Source organism: Rathayibacter festucae DSM 15932 (assembly GCF_004011135.1).
Lineage (GTDB): Bacteria > Actinomycetota > Actinomycetes > Actinomycetales > Microbacteriaceae > Rathayibacter > Rathayibacter festucae.
This window is the reverse complement of record NZ_CP028137.1, coordinates 107393-126778: the sequence shown is the minus strand read 5'-3', so window position 1 is coordinate 126778 and position 19386 is coordinate 107393. Positions and strand designations below refer to the sequence as shown.

Here is a 19386-nt window from a genome sequence, read left to right as displayed (position 1 = left end):
CAAGGGCTCGCCCGCGGGGCGCGCGCACGGCAATGTCGGTGGTGGCAGGGAGGATTCACGCATGCCGCACGTCCTCGATCGCTTCAGCCCCGCCACCCGGGCCTGGTTCGAGGGCGCCTTCCCCGCGCCGACGGCCGCCCAGGAGGGCGCGTGGTCGGCGATCTCGAGCGGCGCGCACGCCCTCGTCGTCGCTCCGACCGGCTCGGGCAAGACGCTCTCGGCGTTCCTCTGGGCGATCGACCGGCTCGTGCAGGGCCCGCCGCCGGAGGACCCGCAGCACCGAACCCGCGTGCTCTACGTCTCGCCGCTGAAGGCGCTCGGCGTCGACGTCGAGCGCAACCTCCGCTCGCCGCTGGTCGGCGTGACGCAGACCGCGCTCCGGCTGAGCGCCGAGGGCATCGGCAGCGCGCCGTCGACGGTGACGGTGGGCGTCCGCTCCGGCGACACCCCCGCGGCCGAGCGCCGGGTGCTCCAGAAGACGCCGCCGGACATCCTGATCACCACCCCCGAGTCGCTCTACCTGATGCTCACCTCGGCCGCGCGGGAGTCGCTGCGCGGGGTCGAGACGGTCATCGTCGACGAGGTGCACGCGGTCGCCTCCACCAAGCGCGGCGCGCACCTCGCGGTCTCGCTCGAGCGGCTGGACGCGCTGCTGCCCAAGCCCGTGCAGCGCATCGGGCTCTCGGCCACGGTCCGTCCGCGCGAGGAGGTCGCGCGCTTCCTGGCCGGCCGCTCGCCCGTCACGATCGTCGCCCCGGTCTCCGAGAAGCAGTGGGACCTCAGCGTCGTCGTCCCCGTCGAGGACATGTCCGAGCTCGGCTCCACCGCCTCGCAGGACGGCTCGACGATGGGCGCCACCGGCCCGCAGAGCGGCTCGATCTGGCCGCACGTGGAGGAGTCGATCGTCGACCGCGTGCTCGCGCACACCTCCTCGATCGTCTTCGCGAACTCGCGGCGGCTGGCCGAGCGACTGACGGCCCGGCTCAACGAGATCTACGCGGAGCGGCGCGAGGCCGAGGCCGAGCGCGCCCGCGAGGCCGGCGAGCCGGTCGCGGTCGGCGCGCTCCTCGGTGAGGCGGTCGGCGCCTCCGCCCGCCGCACTCCGGCCGCCACCATGGGCGCCGCCGGAGCGACCAGCGGAACCGGTCAGGCCGCTCCCGAGGACGAGCCGCTGCTCGCCCGCGCGCACCACGGCTCGGTCAGCAAGGAGCAGCGCGCGATCATCGAGGACGACCTCAAGTCGGGCCGGCTGCGCTGCGTGGTCGCCACCTCGAGCCTCGAGCTCGGGATCGACATGGGCGCCGTCGACCTCGTCGTGCAGGTCGAGACGCCGCCCTCGGTCGCCAGCGCGCTTCAGCGCGTCGGCCGGGCCGGCCACCAGGTGGGCGAGGTCTCCCGCGGCTCGTTCTATCCCAAGCACCGGGCCGACCTGCTGCACTCCGCCGTCACCACCGAGCGGATGCGCGCCGGCCTGATCGAGGCGATCATGGTGCCGGCCAACCCTCTCGACATCCTCGCGCAGCAGACGGTCGCCGCCACGGCACTGGAGTCGCTCGACGTCGACGAGTGGTTCGACACCGTCCGCCGCAGCGCCCCCTTCGTCGCCCTGCCGCGCTCGGCCTACGAGGCGACGCTCGACCTGCTCTCCGGCCGCTACCCCTCCGACCAGTTCGCGGAGCTGCGGCCCCGCGTCGTCTGGGACCGCGACGAGAACACCCTCACGGGCCGGCCCGGAGCGCAGCGCCTCGCGGTGACCAGCGGCGGGACGATCCCCGACCGCGGGCTGTTCGGCGTCTTCATGGTCGGCGAGCCCGGCTCGACCGGCAACCGGGTCGGCGAGCTCGACGAGGAGATGGTCTACGAGTCGCGCGTCGGCGACGTCTTCGCGCTCGGCGCGACCAGCTGGCGGATCCAGGAGATCACCTACGACCGCGTCATCGTCACGCCCGCCTTCGGCGAGCCGGGACGCCTGCCGTTCTGGAAGGGCGACTCGCAGGGCCGGCCGGCCGAGCTCGGCGAGGCGATCGGCGCCTTCACCCGCGAGATCGGCGGCGCCGCGGTCGAGACCGCCCGCGAGCGCTGCACCGCCGCGGGCCTGGACGAGTACGCGACCAACAACCTGCTCTCCTTCCTCGACGAGCAGCGCCTGGCCACCGGCCGCATCCCGGACGACCGCACGCTCGTGCTCGAGCGCTTCCGCGACGAGCTGGGCGACTGGCGGCTGGTGCTGCACTCGCCCTACGGGATGCAGGTGCACTCCCCCTGGGCCCTCGCCATCGGCGCGCGGGTCCGCGAGCGGCACGGGGTCGACGGCGCCGCGATGGCGGGCGACGACGGCATCGTCGTCCGGATCCCCGACACCGAGTCGGAGCCGCCCGGTGCCGAGCTCTTCCTCTTCGACCGCGACGAGCTCGAGCAGCTGGTGACCAGCGAGGTCGGCGGCTCGGCGCTCTTCGCCGCCCGGTTCCGCGAGTGCGCGGCGCGGGCGCTGCTGCTGCCCCGCTACAACCCGGGCAAGCGCTCGCCGCTCTGGCAGCAGCGCCAGCGCGCCGCCCAGCTGCTCGACGTGGCCCGCACCTACCCGACCTTCCCGATCATCCTCGAGACGGTGCGCGAGTGCCTCCAGGACGTCTACGACCTGCCCGCGCTGCTGCGCCTCGCCGCGCGGCTCGACGGCCGGGAGCTGCAGATCCTCGAGGTCGAGACGCCGACGGCCAGCCCGTTCGCCCGCTCGATGCTGTTCGGCTACGTCGCCGCCTTCATGTACGAGGGCGACAGCCCGCTCGCGGAGCGCCGCGCCGCCGCTCTCTCGGTCGACGCGACGCTCCTCGGCGAGCTGCTGGGCCGCGCCGAGCTGCGCGAGCTGCTCGACCCGCTCGTCCTCGCGCAGATCGAGCGCGAGCTGCAGCGCGTCGAGCCGGAGCGGCGCCTGCGCGGCCTCGAGGGCGCCGCGGACCTGCTCCGCCTGCTCGGCCCGCTGACGACCGACGAGCTCGGTGAGCGGCTCGTCGACGAGTCGGTGACGTCGGCCGACGTCGCTAAGGCCGCGCCGATCGCGCGCGAGACGCTCGACGCGATCGTCGCCGAGCTGGTCCGCGCCAAGCGCGTCCTGCCGGTCGGCCTCGCGGGCGAGCAGCGCTACGCCGCGATGGAGGACGCCTCGCGCCTGCGCGACGCCCTCGGCGTGCCGCTGCCCATCGGCGTCCCCGTCGCCTTCATCGACCCGGTGCGCGACCCGCTCGGCGACCTCGTCGCCCGCTACGCCCGCACCCACGGCCCGTTCACCGCCGTCGCGGTCGCCGAGCGGCTCGGGCTCGGTGTCGCGGTCGTCAACGACACCCTCCGCCGGCTCTCCGGCGAGCGACGCGTCTCCGAGGGCGAGTTCCGCCCGAACGGCACCGGCTCGGAGTGGTGCGACAGCGAGGTGCTGCGGCGCCTGCGCAGCCGCTCGCTCGCCGCGCTCCGCAAGGAGGTCGAGCCGGTCGACGCCGCCGCCTACGGCCGATTCCTGCCGGCCTGGCAGCACCTCGGCGGCTCGCTGCGCGGCATCGACGGCGTCGCCTCCGTCATCGACCAGCTCGCGGGTGCGCCCATCCCCGCCTCGGCCTGGGAGTCGCTGATCCTCCCCGCCCGGGTGCGCGACTACTCGCCCGCCATGCTCGACGAGCTGACCGCGACCGGCGAGGTCCTCTGGGCCGGCGCCGGCACCCTCCCCGGCAACGACGGCTGGGTGAGCCTGCACCTCGCCGACACCGCCGGTCTCACGCTGCCCGTCCCCGCGGCGGAGGCGGTGCCGCTCGGCGAGCTGCAGCAGGAGATCGTCGGCGTGCTCGGCTCCGGCGGCGGCTACTTCTTCCGGCAGCTCTCCGACGCGGTCGGCTCCACCGACGACAAGACCCTGGTCGAGGCGCTGTGGGAGCTGGTCTGGGCGGGCCTGCTCACGAACGACACGCTCGCTCCGCTGCGCACCCTCGTCGGCTCGACCGGCGGCGCGCACCGGCAGCCGCGCGCCCCCGCCCGCGCCAGGGCGCCCCGCGGCCGCATGACCGCCCGGCCCACGATGGCGACCCGCGTCGGTCCGCCCACGGCGGGCGGCCGCTGGTCGATCGTGCCGCTGGCCGAGTCGGACGCGACGATCCGCGGTCACGCCCTCGGCGAGACGCTGCTCGAGCGCTACGGCATCGTCACCCGCGGCTCGGTCCAGGCCGAGGGGGTGCTCGGCGGCTTCGCGCTCGCCTACAAGGTGCTCAGCGGCTTCGAGCAGCAGGGCCGCGCCCGCCGCGGCTACTTCATCGAGAAGCTCGGCGCCGCGCAGTTCGGCACGGCGGGCAGCGTCGACCGTCTCCGTACCTTCGCGCCGCAGGACGAGGCCCAGCAGCGCGCCCGGCCCGTCTTCGCGCTGGCCGCGACCGACCCGGCGAACCCCTTCGGCGCGGCACTGCCGTGGCCGCAGGGCGAGGGCCACCGGCCCGGTCGCAAGGCGGGCGCTCTGGTCGCCGTCGTCGACGGCGAGCTCGCCGTCTACCTCGAGCGCGGCGGCAAGACGGCGCTCACCTTCTCCTCCGACGAGACCGTCCTCGCGGACGCGGCCGGCGCGCTCGCGCAGCTGGTCCGCTCCCGCGGGGTCGAGAAGCTCACCGTCGAGAAGATCGACGGCGTCTTCGCCCTGGGCACGCCCTTCGGCGACGCCCTGACCGCCGCCGGGTTCGTCGCGAACCCACGCGGCCTGAGGCTGCGCGCGTGAGCGCCGGCCGCCACGAGAGGAGCGCCCGTGCCCGAGGGTGACACCGTCTACCGCTCCGCCCACAACCTCGCCGACGCCCTCGACGGCCAGGTGCTGACCCGCTGCGACGTCCGCGTCCCGAAGTTCGCGACGGTCGACCTCACCGGCGAGACCATCGACTCCGTCGTCCCGCGCGGCAAGCACCTGCTGATGCGCATCGGCGACGCGCTGATCCACTCCCACCTCAAGATGGAGGGCAGCTGGCACCTCTACTCGCTGAAGGGCGACCGTCCGAAGTGGCACCGGCCCGCCTTCCAGGCGCGCATCGTGCTCGAGACGGACGAGTGGCAGGCCGTCGGCTTCGAGCTCGGCCTGCTCGAGATCGTGCCGCGGTCCGCCGAGGAGGACGTGGTCGGCTACCTCGGCCCCGACCTGCTCGGTGCGGACTGGGACGCCGACGAGGCGCTGCGCCGCATAACCGCCGACCCGAAGCGGCCGATCGGCCTGGCGCTGCTCGACCAGCGGATCCTGGCCGGCCTCGGCAACGTCTACCGGGCCGAGCTCTGCTTCCTCCGCGGCGTGCTGCCCACGCGTCCCGTCGGCGAGAGCGGCGACCTCGTCCGCACCATCGCCCTCGCGAAGAAGCTGATCACCGTCAACCGCGAGCGCATCGAGCGCACGACGACCGGCAACCTCCGGCCCGGCCAGCAGCTCTGGGTCTACGGCCGCGACCGCAAGCCGTGCCGGCGCTGCGGCACCGCGATCCGCCGCGGCGAGCTCGGTGACGACGAGCTGCAGCTGCGGGTCACCTACTGGTGTCCGCGCTGCCAGACCTGATGCCCGGCGCTCCGGCGTCGAGCGGGCGCTACTCCTCGACGGCAGCCGAGCGGTGCCCGGGGACGTGCTTGACGTGCAGGGCGACGTCGCTGAGCCGCTCGATCCGGTCGACGTGGCGGGCGGCGCTCGCGTCCTCGGCGACGATCCAGCTGCCGACGAGCAGGTAGGGGTCGCGGCCGCCGGCGGTGAGCGGCCCGGTCACCGTGAAGGAGCCGATCGTCGGCGTCGAGAAGGTCACCCGCACCGGGTCTCCGTGCGCGAGCCCGTCGACGGAGCGGTCGCCGTCGGCGCCCGCCTCCGGCTCGGGCGCGAGCGCGATGCTCTGGATCTCGGTCCCCGTGTTGAGGAAGACGTCGGCGACGACGAGCTCCCCGCCGACCGCCTGCCGGACGACGCCCTCGATGCCGTAGAGCCCGTAGCGCGGCGAGCGGACGAGCACCCGCACCGAGTCGCCGATCGAGACCTCCGCGAGGGCCCCGCGGATCGACGCGACGTCCCGCCGGGCGGGAGCTGCGGACAGGGCCTCGAGGATCGCACTGGACATCCCGCCAGGCTAGCCGGTCGAAGCCGCTCGGAGCGGCTCGGGCCGCGCACGGCGAACGGGGGAAGAGGACGCCGTGTCGAGCTCTCGCTCGAACCCGCGGTGATCGGCGCAGTCACGGCGTGGAACGACACTGGTCGATCGAACGCGACACGATCGCGATGAAGAACGTCGGGGAGCCAGTGGGCTTGAAGAACACAGTGGGCTCTAAGAACACTGCGGAGACGGTGGGATTTGAACCCACGGAACCCAATAAAGGGTTCTCCACCTTAGCAGGGTGGTGCACTCGACCGGACTATGCGACGTCTCCTGAGCGCCCGCCAGGCGAACGCACGACGACCACTATAACCGCACCCGGGAGCCGGGCGTGACACCCGGCGCTGCGGCGCTACTGCTCGTCGAGGGTGCGGCCGACGGTGCAGGTCTGCTGGTCGGCGGTCTGGCCGGTGACGTCGCTCGGGAGGGCGACGGCGGTCTCGCCCGGAGCCGGTGTCGCCGGGTCCGCGGTCGCAGCGGGGTCCGACGTGGCCGGATCCGAGGGAGCCGCCGAGTCGGTCGCGGCGGGCGTCGAGCCGTCGGCCGACTCCGAGCCGCCGCCGGTGGTGCCGGTGAGGGCGATCGGCTGGTCGGCCAGGAGGGCGGCGTTCAGCGTCGCCGACGCCTCCTCGCTCGGGTAGACGCCGTCGCCGTCGATGTAGGTCGGGTACTGGACGAAGACGACGCTGGCGAGGTCCACGTCCTTCACCGCGAGGCCGATCGAGACCAGCGTGTTGACGTTCTCGAGCGACGTCGAGAGCTGCATGTTGGAGACGGCCGCCTTGCCGAGGCCGTAGAGGGCGACGGGGTTCGAGAGCGTCGAGGCGTCCTTCACCTTGCGCACCAGCGACGACAGGTACACCTGCTGGCTGGAGATGCGGGTGAGGTCGCTGCCGTCGCCGACGCCGTGCCGGGTGCGCAGGAAGGCGAGCGCCTCGGCGCCGACCAGCGTGTGCGTGCCGGCGGTGAGGTTCAGACCGGTGTACTCGTCCTCGATCGGGGTGGCGACGCAGACGTCGACCCCGCCCACCGCGTTCGACATCTCGATCACGCCGTCGAACTGGATCAGCGCGGCGTAGGGGATGTCGAGGCCGGTGAGCTGCTCGACGGTCTGCACGGTGCAGGCGAGCCCGCCGTAGCTCAGCGAGGTGTTGATCTTGGCGGAGCGCAGCGCGTCCGAGACCGCGCCGGTCGCCGGGTCGGTGCAGGACGGGATCGGCACGTACATGTCGCGGGGGAAGCTGATCACCTCGACCGTGGAGTGGTCCTCCGAGATGTGCATCAGCATCGTGACGTCGTTGAGGTTCTCGGAGCGGTCGCCGTACGCGCCCGCCGCGGAGCCCTCGGCGCTGTCGCTGCCGGCGAGCAGGATGTTGACGCCGCCCTCGATCGCGCCGATCTCCGGGATCGCAGAGCCGGCGTCGGTCGAGCCGATGCCGAGGTCGACGGAGGGCCGCGCGCTGCCCGCGATCATCGAGAGGGCGATCACCACGATCGAGATCGTGCTGAGCACGCCGACGCCGACGCAGGCCGCGAGGATCCGCCCGGCGAACCGGAGACCGCTGCGCGGTCGCAGCCGCCCGTGACGGGCCGCTGTCCGGCGCGAGACGACGGGGTCGGTCATCGGATCCGCCTCCGGCGTCAGCCGAAGAACCCGACCGAGCAGGTCTGCTGATCGGCGGGCTGGCCGGTGATGGCCTCGGGGAGCTCGACCGGTGCGCCGGCCGCGGGCGTGCCGGGAGCGGCGGTGGCGCCGGGAGTCGCCTCAGCGGTCGCGAGCGGGTCGGTCGTGGCGGGGCCGGCGGCGGGGGCCTCGGTCGCCGCGGGGGTCGCGGGTTCGCCGGTGGTCGTCGCGCCGGCACCGGTGCCGCCGGTGAGGGCGATCGGCTGGTCGGTCTGCAGGGCGGTGGCGAGCACGTCGCCGGCCGTGCGGTCGGGGACGACGCCGCCGGAGGTCGCGCCGGTCGGATACTGCGCGAACACGACGTTCGCGATGTCGACGTCCTTGAGCGCGAGGCCCATCTGCACGAGGGTGTTCACGTTGTTGAGCTCGGTCGAGAGCGTCATGTTGCCCAGGGCGGCCTTGGCGAGTCCGTAGAGCGCGACCGGGTTGAGCAGCGTGTCGGCGCTCTTGACCTGGCGGACCAGCGAGGACAGGAAGACCTGCTGGTTGCTGATCCGGGTCAGGTCGCTGCCGTCGCCGATGCCGTGCCGGCTGCGCAGGAACTGCAGCGCGGCCATGCCCTCGAGCGAGTGCACGCCCGGCTCGAGATAGGTGTTGGTGTACGGGTCGGCGATCTCGGTCGCGACGCAGACGTCGACTCCGCCGATCGCGTTCGACATCTCGATGACGCCGTTGAACTGCACCACCGCGCCGTAGTCGACCCGGACGCCGAGCAGCTCCTCGGCGACGCCGGCGACGCAGCCGAGGCTGACGTCCTTGCCCATCGCCTCGTTGATCTTGGTGTCGTAGCGGGCGGGGATGGTCTCCCCCGTCACCGCGTTCACGCAGGACGGGATGTCGACGTACATGTCGCGGGGGAAGCTGACGACGGTCGCGTTGCTGTGGTCGGCCGACACGTGCATCAGCATGTTCACGTCGTTGAGGACGCTGGTCTCCTCGTCCGGATCGCCGTAGGCGTCGCCCTGACCCTGGCGCGAATCGCTGCCCACGACGAGGACGTTGAAGCCGCCCTCGAGAGCGCCGATCTCGGGGACCGAGCCGGCCGCGACCTCGGAGCCGGCGGCGACCGGGTGCAGGCTGACCGACGGCTGGGCGGACTGCACGAGCAGGGTCGCGGCGATCGCGACGATCGAGATCGAGGCGACGAGGCCCACACCCGAGACGGTCGCAGCGGCCTTGACGAGGGTCCGCGGCAGGCTGTGGCGCTTCTGCCGTCCGTGCCGGACGTGGGGTCGCGGCGTGCGCGCCGACTCGTCCGCGGCGGAGTGGTCCGTCGAAGGGCGCGTCGTGCGCATCCGTCTCCCGTTCGTCTGTGGGCTGGGGCTGGTGTGGCTGGGGTGTGGAGCTGAGGGGCGGGTCAGGGACCCGCGGGCGCGGAGGAGGGGACTCCCACCGCGTCGGGACATAGTACCCAGAGCGCTCCGGAAAGCCATCCGTTGCCCGGAATCCGCGCCGGAGGGCAGGGGCGGCCGCGCCACACGGCCACCCGCCCCGCGCTCAGCCCAGCTGCTCGACGACGCTGATCGCCCAGACCACCCCGAAGCGGTCGGTGAGCATGCCGAAGCCGGCCGACCAGGCCGACGCCGCGAGCGGCTCGACGACGCTCGCTCCCTCGGCGAGCGCGTCCCAGTGGCCGGTCGCCTCCTCGAGGGTCTCGGCCTGCAGCGCCAGGAAGAAGGGACGGTCGGTGATCGTCGTGCCGTTCTCGCGGCGCGTGGCTCCGGCCTGCAGGTCCGCCTCGCTCGAGGGGACGTCGTACGCCATCACGGTGAAGCCGCCCGCGCCGACGACCTGGCCGTGGACGACGCGACCGGTGTCGGGCAGGCCCGCCGGCATCCCGAAGTCGCCGTAGGTCCGGACGACGGCCTGGCCGCCGAAGACGGCGGCGTAGTACTCGAGGGCGGCGCGGGCCTCTCCGCTGAAGTTGAGATGGGCGACGATTGCTGCGGTCATGGTGTGCTCCTTCGCTGCGCGGTGGTTGGGCCGCGGTTCTCCCCGTTCCTCCGGGGCTGAGAAACACGATCTCGTCGGTACCGGCCAGGGAACGTCCGCTTCGCGCGCGAGGATCGTTCCGTGCCCTCCTCCTCGTCGCCCTCCACCTCCAAGCGGCTGCTCGCCCTCCTGTCGCTGCTGCAGTCGAGCCGCGACTGGTCCGCTCCGGTGCTGGCGGAGCGGCTGGAGGTGAGCGAGCGCACCGTCCGGCGCGACGTCGAGCGGCTGCGCGAGCTCGACTACGTGATCGAGACCACGCGCGGCCCCGACGGCGGCTACCGCCTGGCCGCCGGCACGGAGCTGCCGCCGCTGCTCTTCGACGACGAGCAGGCCGTCGTGATCGCCCTGGCGCTGCGGACCGCCGGCACCCTCAGCACGGACCTCGACGCGGCGGCCGAGCGGGCGCTGCGGACGATCCGCCGACTGCTGCCGAGCCGCCTCGCGCACCGGATCGACGGGGTCGCGGCGAGCGCCGGCGCCGCGACCCGCCCGGCCGAGGCGCGCGCCGACGCCGGCGTGCTGCTGCGGATCGGCGACGCGATCCGCGACGCGCTGACCCTCCGCTTCGACTACGACTCCCCCGCAGGACCGACCGACGCCGCGCCCGCCGTGCGCGCCACCGAGCCGCACCACCTCGTCCTCGCCGGCGGCCGCTGGTACCTGATCGGCTGGACTCCCGAGCGCGACGACTGGCGCACCTACCGGGTCGACCGGATCCGGCTCCGCAGTCACACCGGCGCCGCCTTCACCCCGCGGACGGTGCCCGGCGGCGACCCCGCGGCGTTCCTCTCCGCCCGCTTCAAGGGCTCGACCGGAGCGGACACCTGGCCGTGCCGGGGCTCGGCGATCCTCGACGCCGACGCCGCGCGGATCGCCCCCTACCTCGGCGACGGGACGCTGACCGTCGAGCCGGACGGCCGCTGCCGGATCCGCATCGGGTCCTGGTCCTGGCCCGGCCTCGCCGCGTCGATCGCCCGCTTCGACGTGCCGATCAGCGGCGTCGAGCCCCGCGAGCTGCGGGAGGCGTTCGCGGACCTGGCCGCGCGAGCCGCGGCCGCTGCGCGAACGGCGGACGGGTGATCGTGGGCCTCCACGGGCGAGGCACGGCGGGCGAGAACGATGACCGGGCGCGGATCCCGGTCACCCGTTCATCGGAGGGGTGGGCTCGACGCTGACCGGCGCAGAGTCGGGGAGACGCCTCGGGGATCGACCCGGGCGCGACGCGCACAGAGTGAAGGAGAAGAGACCATGAACGAGAAGCACCTGACGGACGTCCGGGACCTGCCGATGACCGTGTTCGAGGTGGCGGACCAGGGCGGGGTGGTCGAGTCCCTCACCGCCGGTCACGGCATGAAGGAGCTCGCCGACTCCAACTGCGTCTGCTACATCTGCTGCGGCGGCCCCGCCGCCTGAGCGCCGAGTGCGCGCCGGTCGCCCCCTCGACGCGGCTCGTGAGCACGCGTCCCTCCGCGTGCCGCACCGGGCTCCCGTCCCGCTTCACGCAGGACGGGAGCCTTCTGCTGTCCGCGGCGTCGCCGGAGGAGCGGTCCACCGGCCCTCCGGCGAGACCGTCTCGGCGACCGCCGCCGCGTACTCGGCGTGCCGGTCGTGGGTCGGCTGCCCGAAGGACCGCTGCAGGACCGTGCCGAGGAGCCGGGCGCAGTCGCCGTTGCGATCCGCGTCGCCGGCGCCCTCGGGCCGCAGGACGAAGCCGCCGACGACCGCTCCGACGGCCAGCCGCCCGGACTCCGAGCGCGCGTCGCCGAGCACGAGGTGGTGCCGGCTGAGGGCGCCGAGGTAGCCCGGATCGGAGAGCCGGGAGACGAGCGAGAGCCCGAGCCGGTCGGGCGCTCCGGGCCGGGCGCCGCGCGAGCCGAGGACCGCGCTGTCCCCGCGATTGTAGGCGCCGAGCAGCGGCACCGCCATGGTCCCGTGGTAGAGCATCGCCGCGGTGAGGCCGAACGCGACCAGCTCCGGTCGGCGCAGGAGGGCCGCCCCGAGCTCGGCGTCGATCCGGCCCGCCTCGCGGACGAGGACGGCGTCGAGGAGCTCGTCCTTGCTGCTCCAGTGCAGGTAGAGCGTGCCCTTGCCGACGTGCGCGGCGTCGGCCACGTCCTGCATGCAGACCTTGCGGTAGCCCCAGCGGAGGACGAGATCGCGCATCGCGTCGAGGATGCGCTCGCGCCGCCGCGGGTCGGCGGTCTCGGGTCGGCGCGGGTGGGCGACCTCCGAGCCCCGGCGGAGACCCGGGTCGGTCGACGCGTCTGCTCCGCTCCCCAATGACGGCGTCACGGGAACGGGTGCGGGTCGGGGTTCAGCTCGTCCGGGCGCAGGTCGCGGTCGAGCCGGCCGAGCCGCCGTGGCAGCTCGAGGAGCCGGGGAAGCCCGTCGATCCTGCGGTTGCGGTGGCCGAACGTCATCGGCACGGCGCCCGGCACGAGCACCTTCACGCAGGCGAATCCGCCCGCACGGTGCTCCGGCGTGGTCTGGTCGACGACGAGCACCTCGCCGATCCGGTCCACCGCGGCGCGGAGGTCGACCGCCAGGTCCGCGGCGTCCGAGCGCACGCGGTCCGCTCCGCCGATGTCGTCGGCGCGGATCGTCGGACCGCCGCGGAGGAAGTCGAGGCGGTGGCGGGCGTCCGGATGCGCATACAGGGCCGAGTGATCGAGCATCGCGCGCACGGCGGAGGGGTCGCGCACCATCTCCGCGGCGTGCGCCTCCTCGCCCGGGTAGCGCCGGAGGAGGTCCGCCAGGATCGGGCCGAGCTCGTTCATCGCGCCGAGCAGGGCGCGCTCGGGGTCCAGGCCCGCCCCGGCGGTGCAGAGCGCGGCCGGTCCGGAGCCGCCCTGCCGCGTCGCCAGCAGCCACACCGCCGGGATGCCCCAGTCCGTCGTGACGTCGAAGGCGGCGACGTCGTAGCCGGTCGCCGCGGTGATCGCCGCCGCCTGCTCCGCGACGAGCGGGTCGCGGCAGCTGGTCAGGTCGATGCCGGCGGGCGTGCTGCGGGTGTACCAGGTGCAGAGGAACGCGTCGCGCTCGACCGTCTCCAGCAGGCCGTGCAGGGCGGCCTCCTCCCAGGAGGAGCCGAGCGCGCAGCCGTTCGAGACCTCGTAGTAGGACACCGGGTCGTCCCCGCGCAGTCGCTGCGAGAAGTAGTAGGCGAGGGCCTCGGGGACCAGGCGCGCGCGGCCCTCGGCGAAGGAGTGCGCCCAGACCCACTGGATCGGCACGTCCTCGCCGAAGCGCCGGTAGCGGAAGGCCGGATCGTCGTAGGACTCGTCCGGGTGGCGGCCGAAGACGTCGGGGTGCACGGCCTCGGCGGCGAGCTCACGGTAGCTCCCCCGCACCGTCGAGCGGCGCCCGCCCGGCGCGACTCCCCCGTAGCGCTCGAGCGCCTCCAGCACCGCGGTGACCTCGGCGGACCGGTAGTCGCGGCCGCGCCCGTAGCCCGGCTCGACGAGACCGTCGAGGCGCATCGGCATCGGCGCGGCCGCCATGACCAGCCCGCCCTCGTCCCCGCGCCGCGTGGCGGCGATCGTGCCGCAGAACGGGTCGATGTAGAGGGAGCGGAGGGCGTCTGCCTCGCCGACGACGTCGCGGATCCGCGCGCCGAACGGAGCGGTCTTGGGCTGCGGCGCGAGGACGTGCTGGGCAGCCGCGGCGGTGTCCTCCGGGAGGTCGCCGCAGAGCTCGCAGAGGGGCTCGGGGAGGAAGGCGTGGTGCTCCACCTCCAGGGTGTCGAGGCGGACCACCGCGACGCGGCGCTGGGCGCTCGCAGCCTCGTGCTCCTGCGCCAGGAGGCGCTCGAGCGCGATCGCCGCGACCTCGGCGGCCAGCTCGTCGAGCGCCTCGGGGCGGCGGCCCTCGAGCTGCTCCGCGTACTCCGCCCTCAGCCGCACCCGCCACGGCTCCGCGCCGCCGAGGCGTTCCCGCCGGAGCGCCAGGCACCGCGGGCAGCCCGGGAGTCCGGGGCGGACGAGGGGCCCGATCACGATGCGGTTCACCTCGACGTGGACGGGCAGCCAGGGGACGTCGGCCGCGGGACGGCTCGGGATCCGCCAGGTGTCGGACGCTCGGACGACGACCCCGCTCGCCGTGCCGATACCGGTCAGCGCGCGCTGGAGCAGTCCGTGCGCGGCGTCCGCAGCGTCGATCTCACCCGTGCTCACGGCAGGATCGCCACCTTCCGGACGACGAGCCCGAGTCGCGCGACGACGGGATCGTGGTCGAGGTCGACCACGACGGCCCGCGGATCGGAGACGGGAGCCGCTTCGACGGCGAGCCTCAGCGCCTCCTCCTTCGTGGCGGCGATCCCGAGGTCGCCGGTCGCCGGCTCGGCGTCCGAGCAGCGGAAGGCGAGGGAGACCGGCACCCGGACGGTCGCACTGTCGGCCAGGCGCCGGCCCGGCACGGTGCACTCCGCGGGTGCGGCGACGATGACGCGGACCGCCGCGCGCAGCTGCTCGAACGTCGCGGTCGGCGCGGCGACGGCACGTCCTGCGGCGTCGAGCACCCGGCGCGGATCGAGGACCGACTCCGCGCGGATCGCGAGTGCCCGGCGCACGGCGTCCGCCCGTGCCTCCGCGAAGTCGGCGCCCTCGCCGACGACCTCGACGTCCCGCCGCGCGACGACGGCGTCGCAGGCGACCAGGGCTCGGGAGTGGTGCCGCGGCACCTGCGGCAGGTCCGCCTCCTCGATCAGCCGGACGACCCCGAAGTCGGGATCGACGAGCGTCATCGCGCGCTCCTCGAACGGGCCGGTGGCCTCCGGCTGCCCGGCCTGCCACGGGTGCGGGCTGATCCGGGTGAGCACGGTTCCGTCCGCAGTGACCGTCCTGGCTCGCCACGGATCCGTGCGATCGGACGCGGCGCGGCGGACCAGCTGGGCGACGGCCAGCCGGAGCACGTCCTCGTCGGGCCTGCCCGCCGCGACCCCGCGCTCCGCCAAGGCCACGAGCACCGGGAGCAGCTCCGCCCCGGGCACCGGGCCGACGACGAGCGCCGCGCCGTCACGCAGGAGCACCGCCCCGCACGTCCGTTCCGGGTGCTCGCGGACCTCGTCGATCAGCCACCGCCCCTCGACCGGGCCGACGGCGAGCCAGGACTCGGGGAGCGCGCGGCCGCTCCGCGCCACCGCGCACTGCAGGAGTCCTGTCTCGCCGAGGAATCGGACGCGACCGGCGATGGGAGCCTCGCGGAGGAGGCCGAGGCTGAGCATCGCGCTCCGCACGCGCCGGACCTGATCCGCCCGGGCGAGATCGAGCGACCGAGCGCGCTCCTCGATGTCTTCCCCCGCGAGGATCCACGCCGCGATCACGTGCATCCAGCCCGCGACCTCGCCGGTGAGCTCGATGTCGCCGGCGGCGGTCATGCCGTAGGTGCGCCCCTCGTGGTCGATCACGCAGGCGCTGGTGTCCACGGTGAGGGTCATCGCGCCACCGCCGGCACCGGACGCGGGATCGAGCCGACGATGAACTGGCCCACGCTGCACTCGAGGAGCGGGTCGCGACCGGTCGCCTCGGCGAAGGCGACCGGGTCGTCGGTGCCGAGCGGGCAGCCCGCCAGTCCCATCGCGCTGCACGCCCCGGCGAGGGCCTGGTAGAGGACCCCGGTGTCCTTCAGGACGAGCTCGAGCGCCATCCTCTGGTACTTCCACATCACGCGGCCGACGCGAGCGGAGACGACGATCAGCACCTGCGGGGCGACCCCGGTCGCCGCGACCCCGCTCGCGACCTGGACCAGCCGGCGCACGGAGGGAGCGCCGATGCCGCACACCTCCTCCAGCTCGTGGCGGTGCGCGTCGTAGTGGTAGAAGGCCGGCTCGAGCCCGGCGCAGCGCGAGACGGCCAGGTACAGCTCGAGCTCCGCGAGCGAGCCGCCGGACGGACGCGGCGAGCTGACCACCTCCGTCCCGTGGTCGACGCGCAGCCCGCGGACCCGATCCGTCCGGAAGAGGAGCTCCCCGAGCTCGGCGACGTCGATCGGCGCGGCGTCGTCGTGGTCGCGCAGGGACGCCCGGCGCTCGACGACCTCGGCGTAGGGCGGGTCGCTCGCGCGCAGGGCGGCGAGATCGACCGCGGGGAGGGCGACCCGGCGGCCGCCGAACGGAACCGGGGCGGCGCCTTCCGGAGCGAAACTTGCCTTCCCACCCCACCAGGTGCCGCCGAAGTCGGCGGCCGGGCCGCGGTGGCCCTGCCGGCTGCGGTCGTGGAAGAGCAGCTCGTGGGGTGCCCACTGCCGGTAGCGGAACTCGGTGTCCTCCGGTCCGCCCGGCAGCGCGAGGAACCCGTGCCGCTGGAGCTCGCGGCGCAGGGCGGCGGCGAGACCGCCGGAGCCCGAGAGCGCGTCGGCGAGCAGCGACCGCCGGTGCAGCACGATCTCGGCGCTGGCCAGCGGGGATTCGACGAGCAGGTCGGGGCCGTGGCGGCGGATCACGGCGAACCTCGAGAGATCGAGGTCGGCGGACGGCTCAGGAGCGGGCTCGACCGCGGCCCTCAGCGGATTCACCACGAAGCCCGGACCGTCGTCGTCCCCGAACTCCTGGACGAGCCAGCCGTCCTCGCGCAGTCGCTCCGTGACGGGGTCGTCGGAACCGCCCGGCCCGCCCTCGACGAGCTGCCGGAGTCGCTCGTCGACGTCCGCGCCGTCGCCGAGCGCCAGTGCCCGCGGCCACGCCATCACGGTCGTGCCGCTGCCGTCCCGTGTCGCGTACACCCCCGGTCGCAGGCGCTCAGTGCGAGGTCCCGGCACGTTCTCGTCGCTCATGACGGCTCCTTCTCCATCGAGAGGCGGGCGGCCCGAAGCTCAGGAGGTGCGTCTCGGCGGAGGCGACCCGTCTCGAATATCGACAGAACGTCACTTTAGCCGTCGGGGCCCGACGACGAGATCGCTGCGCGCCAGGGACACACAGCAGGCCCTCCCTGCTGATCGAGCAGCCCGCGCAGCAGGCCCTCCCTGCTGATCGAGCAGCCCGCGCAGCAGGCCCTCCCTGCTGATCGAGCAGCCCGCGCAGCGGGCGTATCGAGATCCACCTACGTCAGGAGAGCGAGTCTGCAGACCCACCCTGCTGATGACGGAGGGTCTCGATACGCCCCTTCGGGGCTACTCGACCAGCATGAGGGGACGCCGCCGCGTCCTCTCCCTCACGACCAGCACGGCGGGACGCCGCCGCATCCGGTCTCTCACCACGGCCGGCGAGAAGGCTGGATCGCGTTCTCGTCCTCGTCGCCAGAGGGGCGGCTTCGCCGCTCGATCGCTGTGGCGGAGGGCTAGGGATTCGAACCCTAGAGACATCTCTGCCCACCAGTTTTCAAGACTGGCTCCATCGGCCGCTCGGACAGCCCTCCCTGTCGCTCCCCGCGGGGAGAGACAGTCGATGGTAACCGACGGCCCGCGCGGCGCGGGAGCGGCGGGCGCCGCGTCGGGTCAGCGCAGGGAGCGGCGGGCGCCGGGTCGGGTCAGCGCAGGTCGGCGAGGGCGACGGCGACGCCGTCCTCGTGCACCGTGGGGAGGATCGCGGAGGCGACCGCGAGGACCTCGTCGGGCGCCTGCCCCATCGCCAGGCCGGCGCCGTGCTCGGCGGCCCAGGTGAGCATCTCGATGTCGTTGCGGCCGTCGCCGAGCGCGACCACGTCGCTCCGCTCGATGCCGAGGCGGTTCCGGACCAGCTCGAGCGCGGTCGACTTGTTGACGCCGTGCGGGGCGATGTCGAGCCAGGCGGTCCAGCCGATGGCGTAGCTGACCTGGTGCAGGCCCATCCGCTCGACGAGCTCGGTGAACTCCTCGATGCCGGTGCCGGGCGAGATGACGACCACGCGGGTGGACTGCACGCCCAGCAGCTCCTCGAACGGCACGTGCACCGTCTCGGCGCCCATCACCGCTCCGCCGGGGAAGGCCTCGGTGTAGGAGAAGGCGCCGTCGGCGTCCTCGACGGCGTAGTGCGCGTCGGGCAGGTGCCGGCGGATGGTCTCCAGGACCTCGGTGGGGTCGAAGGTCTCGACGACGTCGGGGCGGTAGCCGCCGTCCGCCTCGGGGTCGCGGCGCAGGGTGACGGCGCCGTTGCAGCAGATGACGAACTCCGGAGCGATGCCCAGGCGCGCGACCACGGGCAGCGTGGTCGACGGCGAGCGACCGGTCGCGAGCATGACCTCGTCGCCCTGGGCGACCACCCGCGTGATCGCCTCGACGACCGCGTCGGTGATGGTGCCGTCCTCGTGCATGACGGTGCCGTCGATGTCGAGGGCGATGAGGCGGCGACCGGTGCTCATGCGGTGCGGACCGGCTCGAGGACCTCGAGGCCGCCCAGGTGCGGACGCAGCGCCTCGGGGACGAGCACCGAGCCGTCGGCCTGCTGGTGCGTCTCGAGCAGGGCGACGATCCAGCGGGTGGTCGCCAGCGTGCCGTTCAGGGTGGCGACGGGCGCCGTCTTCCCCGACTCGGTGCGGTAGCGGGTGTCGAGGCGGCGGGCCTGGAAGGTGGTGCAGTTCGAGGTCGAGGTCAGCTCGCGGTAGGCGTCCTGGGTGGGCACCCACGCCTCGACGTCGAACTTGCGCGCGGCGCTCTGGCCGAGGTCGCCCGCGGCGACGTCGATGACGCGGTAGTGCAGGCCGAGGCTCTGCAGCACGCCCTCCTGGTGGGCGAGCAGGCGCGCGTGCTCCGCCTCCGCGTCCTCGGGCAGCGTGTAGACGAACATCTCGAGCTTGTTGAACTGGTGCACCCGGATGATGCCGCGGGTGTCGCGCCCGCCCGAGCCGGCCTCGCGGCGGTAGCAGGTGCTCCAGCCGGCGTAGCGCTTCGGGCCGCCCGCGAGATCCAGGATCTCGTCGGCGTGGTAGCCGGCGAGCGCCACCTCGCTGGTGCCGGTGAGGTAGAGGTCGTCGTCGCGGAGGCGGTACACCTCGTCGTCGTGCTCGCCGAGGAAGCCGGTGCCGTCCATGATCTCGGGGCGCACCAGCGTCGGCGTGATCAGCGGGGTGAAGCCGGCCTCGAGGGCGCGCTCCAGGCCGAGGTTCATCAGCGCGATCTCGAGCCGGGCGACGAGGCCCTTGAGGAAGTAGAAGCGCGCGCCGCTGACCTTCGCGCCGCGCTGCATGTCGATGCCGTCGAGCAGCTCGCCGATCTCGAGGTGGTCGCGGGGCGCGAAGTCGAAGACCGGGCGCTCGCCGACGGTGCGCACGAGCTCGAACTTGTCCTCGCCACCGGCGGGAACGCCGTCGATGATCGGGTTGGCCAGCCGCTTCACGAGCGAGCCGAAGCGCTCGTCGGCCTCGGCGGCCTCCTGCTGCGCCTGCTTGGCCGCGGCGGCGAGGCGCTGCGCCTCGGCGACCAGGGCCGCCTTCTCGTCCTTCGGCGCCTTCGCGACGGTCTTGCCGAAGGCGTTCTGCTCGGCGCGGAGGCGCTCGGCCTCGGTGATCGCGGCCCGGCGTGCGCGGTCGGCCTCGAGGGCGTCGTCGACGAGCTCGACGGAGTCGCCGCGGGCCTCCTGCGAGCGCTTGAGGACGTCCGGGTTCTCGCGGAGAAGTACGGGATCAATCACCAGAGCAGTTTAGAGGGGCCGGGAGGCGCGCCTGA

14 protein-coding genes and 2 tRNA genes are annotated in these 19386 nt (G+C 74.0%); 4 read left to right on the top strand and 12 right to left on the bottom strand.

All coding sequences use genetic code 11. The features are described from left to right. Nucleotides 1–61: 61 nt before the first annotated feature. Both C1I64_RS00595 and C1I64_RS00590 read left to right on the top strand, forming a co-directional pair. Nucleotides 62–4744, top strand: a complete 4683-nt coding sequence (locus C1I64_RS00595) for an ATP-dependent helicase (RefSeq protein ID WP_127885896.1) — start codon at nt 62–64, stop codon at nt 4742–4744. Nucleotides 4745–4771: 27 nt separating this feature from the next. After that, nucleotides 4772–5560: a DNA-formamidopyrimidine glycosylase family protein gene (locus tag C1I64_RS00590; protein ID WP_127885895.1), complete on the top strand. Its 789-nt coding sequence runs from the start codon at nt 4772–4774 to the stop codon at nt 5558–5560. 28 nt (nt 5561–5588) lie between these two features. Here C1I64_RS00590 and C1I64_RS00585 read toward each other — a convergent pair whose 3' ends face one another. The 5 genes from C1I64_RS00585 to C1I64_RS00565 all read right to left on the bottom strand — a co-directional run bounded on the left by C1I64_RS00585 (nt 5589) and on the right by C1I64_RS00565 (nt 9774). Beyond that, nucleotides 5589–6104 carry a hypothetical protein gene (locus C1I64_RS00585; RefSeq protein ID WP_123702058.1) on the bottom strand — a complete coding sequence of 172 codons (516 nt, stop codon included), beginning with the start codon at nt 6102–6104 and terminating at the stop codon, nt 5589–5591. A gap of 216 nt (nt 6105–6320) precedes the next feature. Continuing rightward, nucleotides 6321–6411, bottom strand: a tRNA-Ser gene (locus tag C1I64_RS00580). A 78-nt stretch (nt 6412–6489) separates the two neighbouring features. After that, nucleotides 6490–7761, bottom strand: a complete 1272-nt coding sequence (locus C1I64_RS00575; protein ID WP_127885894.1) for an LCP family protein — start codon at nt 7759–7761, stop codon at nt 6490–6492. A gap of 17 nt (nt 7762–7778) precedes the next feature. Then, nucleotides 7779–9116, bottom strand: coding sequence for an LCP family protein (locus C1I64_RS00570; protein WP_127885893.1), 1338 nt, complete (start codon nt 9114–9116; stop codon nt 7779–7781). Between the two features lie 202 nt (nt 9117–9318). Continuing rightward, nucleotides 9319–9774 carry a VOC family protein gene (locus C1I64_RS00565; RefSeq protein ID WP_127885892.1) on the bottom strand — a complete coding sequence of 152 codons (456 nt, stop codon included), beginning with the start codon at nt 9772–9774 and terminating at the stop codon, nt 9319–9321. A gap of 120 nt (nt 9775–9894) precedes the next feature. Between C1I64_RS00565 and C1I64_RS00560 the strand changes: the two genes are divergently transcribed. Both C1I64_RS00560 and C1I64_RS00555 read left to right on the top strand, forming a co-directional pair. Next, complete coding sequence (locus tag C1I64_RS00560) at nt 9895–10893, top strand: helix-turn-helix transcriptional regulator (RefSeq protein WP_127885891.1); 999 nt, start codon at nt 9895–9897, stop codon at nt 10891–10893. A gap of 168 nt (nt 10894–11061) precedes the next feature. Beyond that, a complete protein-coding gene (locus tag C1I64_RS00555) occupies nt 11062–11226 on the top strand; it encodes a thiomuracin/GE37468 family thiazolyl RiPP peptide (RefSeq protein WP_123445007.1) in 165 nt (54 codons plus the stop codon). 84 nt (nt 11227–11310) lie between these two features. Here C1I64_RS00555 and C1I64_RS20300 read toward each other — a convergent pair whose 3' ends face one another. The 7 genes from C1I64_RS20300 to serS form a co-directional block, all read right to left on the bottom strand. Then, nucleotides 11311–11976: a TetR/AcrR family transcriptional regulator gene (locus C1I64_RS20300; protein WP_208645072.1), complete on the bottom strand. Its 666-nt coding sequence runs from the start codon at nt 11974–11976 to the stop codon at nt 11311–11313. Between the two features lie 125 nt (nt 11977–12101). After that, nucleotides 12102–13985 (bottom strand): TOMM precursor leader peptide-binding protein, encoded by a 1884-nt coding sequence (locus tag C1I64_RS00545; RefSeq protein ID WP_164874409.1) that lies wholly within the window; start codon nt 13983–13985, stop codon nt 12102–12104. Then, nucleotides 13982–15247: a hypothetical protein gene (locus tag C1I64_RS19915; protein ID WP_164874408.1), complete on the bottom strand. Its 1266-nt coding sequence runs from the start codon at nt 15245–15247 to the stop codon at nt 13982–13984. Before C1I64_RS19915 ends, C1I64_RS00545 begins: the two co-directional genes overlap by 4 nt. Then, nucleotides 15244–16581, bottom strand: coding sequence for a SagB family peptide dehydrogenase (locus tag C1I64_RS00540; protein ID WP_127885889.1), 1338 nt, complete (start codon nt 16579–16581; stop codon nt 15244–15246). Before C1I64_RS00540 ends, C1I64_RS19915 begins: the two co-directional genes overlap by 4 nt. Before the next feature lie 493 nt (nt 16582–17074). Continuing rightward, a tRNA-Ser gene (locus tag C1I64_RS00535) sits at nt 17075–17162 on the bottom strand. 111 nt (nt 17163–17273) lie between these two features. After that, nucleotides 17274–18083 carry an HAD family hydrolase gene (locus C1I64_RS00530; protein WP_127885888.1) on the bottom strand — a complete coding sequence of 270 codons (810 nt, stop codon included), beginning with the start codon at nt 18081–18083 and terminating at the stop codon, nt 17274–17276. Then, nucleotides 18080–19351: a serine--tRNA ligase gene (gene serS, locus C1I64_RS00525; protein ID WP_123702032.1), complete on the bottom strand. Its 1272-nt coding sequence runs from the start codon at nt 19349–19351 to the stop codon at nt 18080–18082. Before serS ends, C1I64_RS00530 begins: the two co-directional genes overlap by 4 nt. Between the last annotated feature and the right edge of the window lie 35 nt (nt 19352–19386).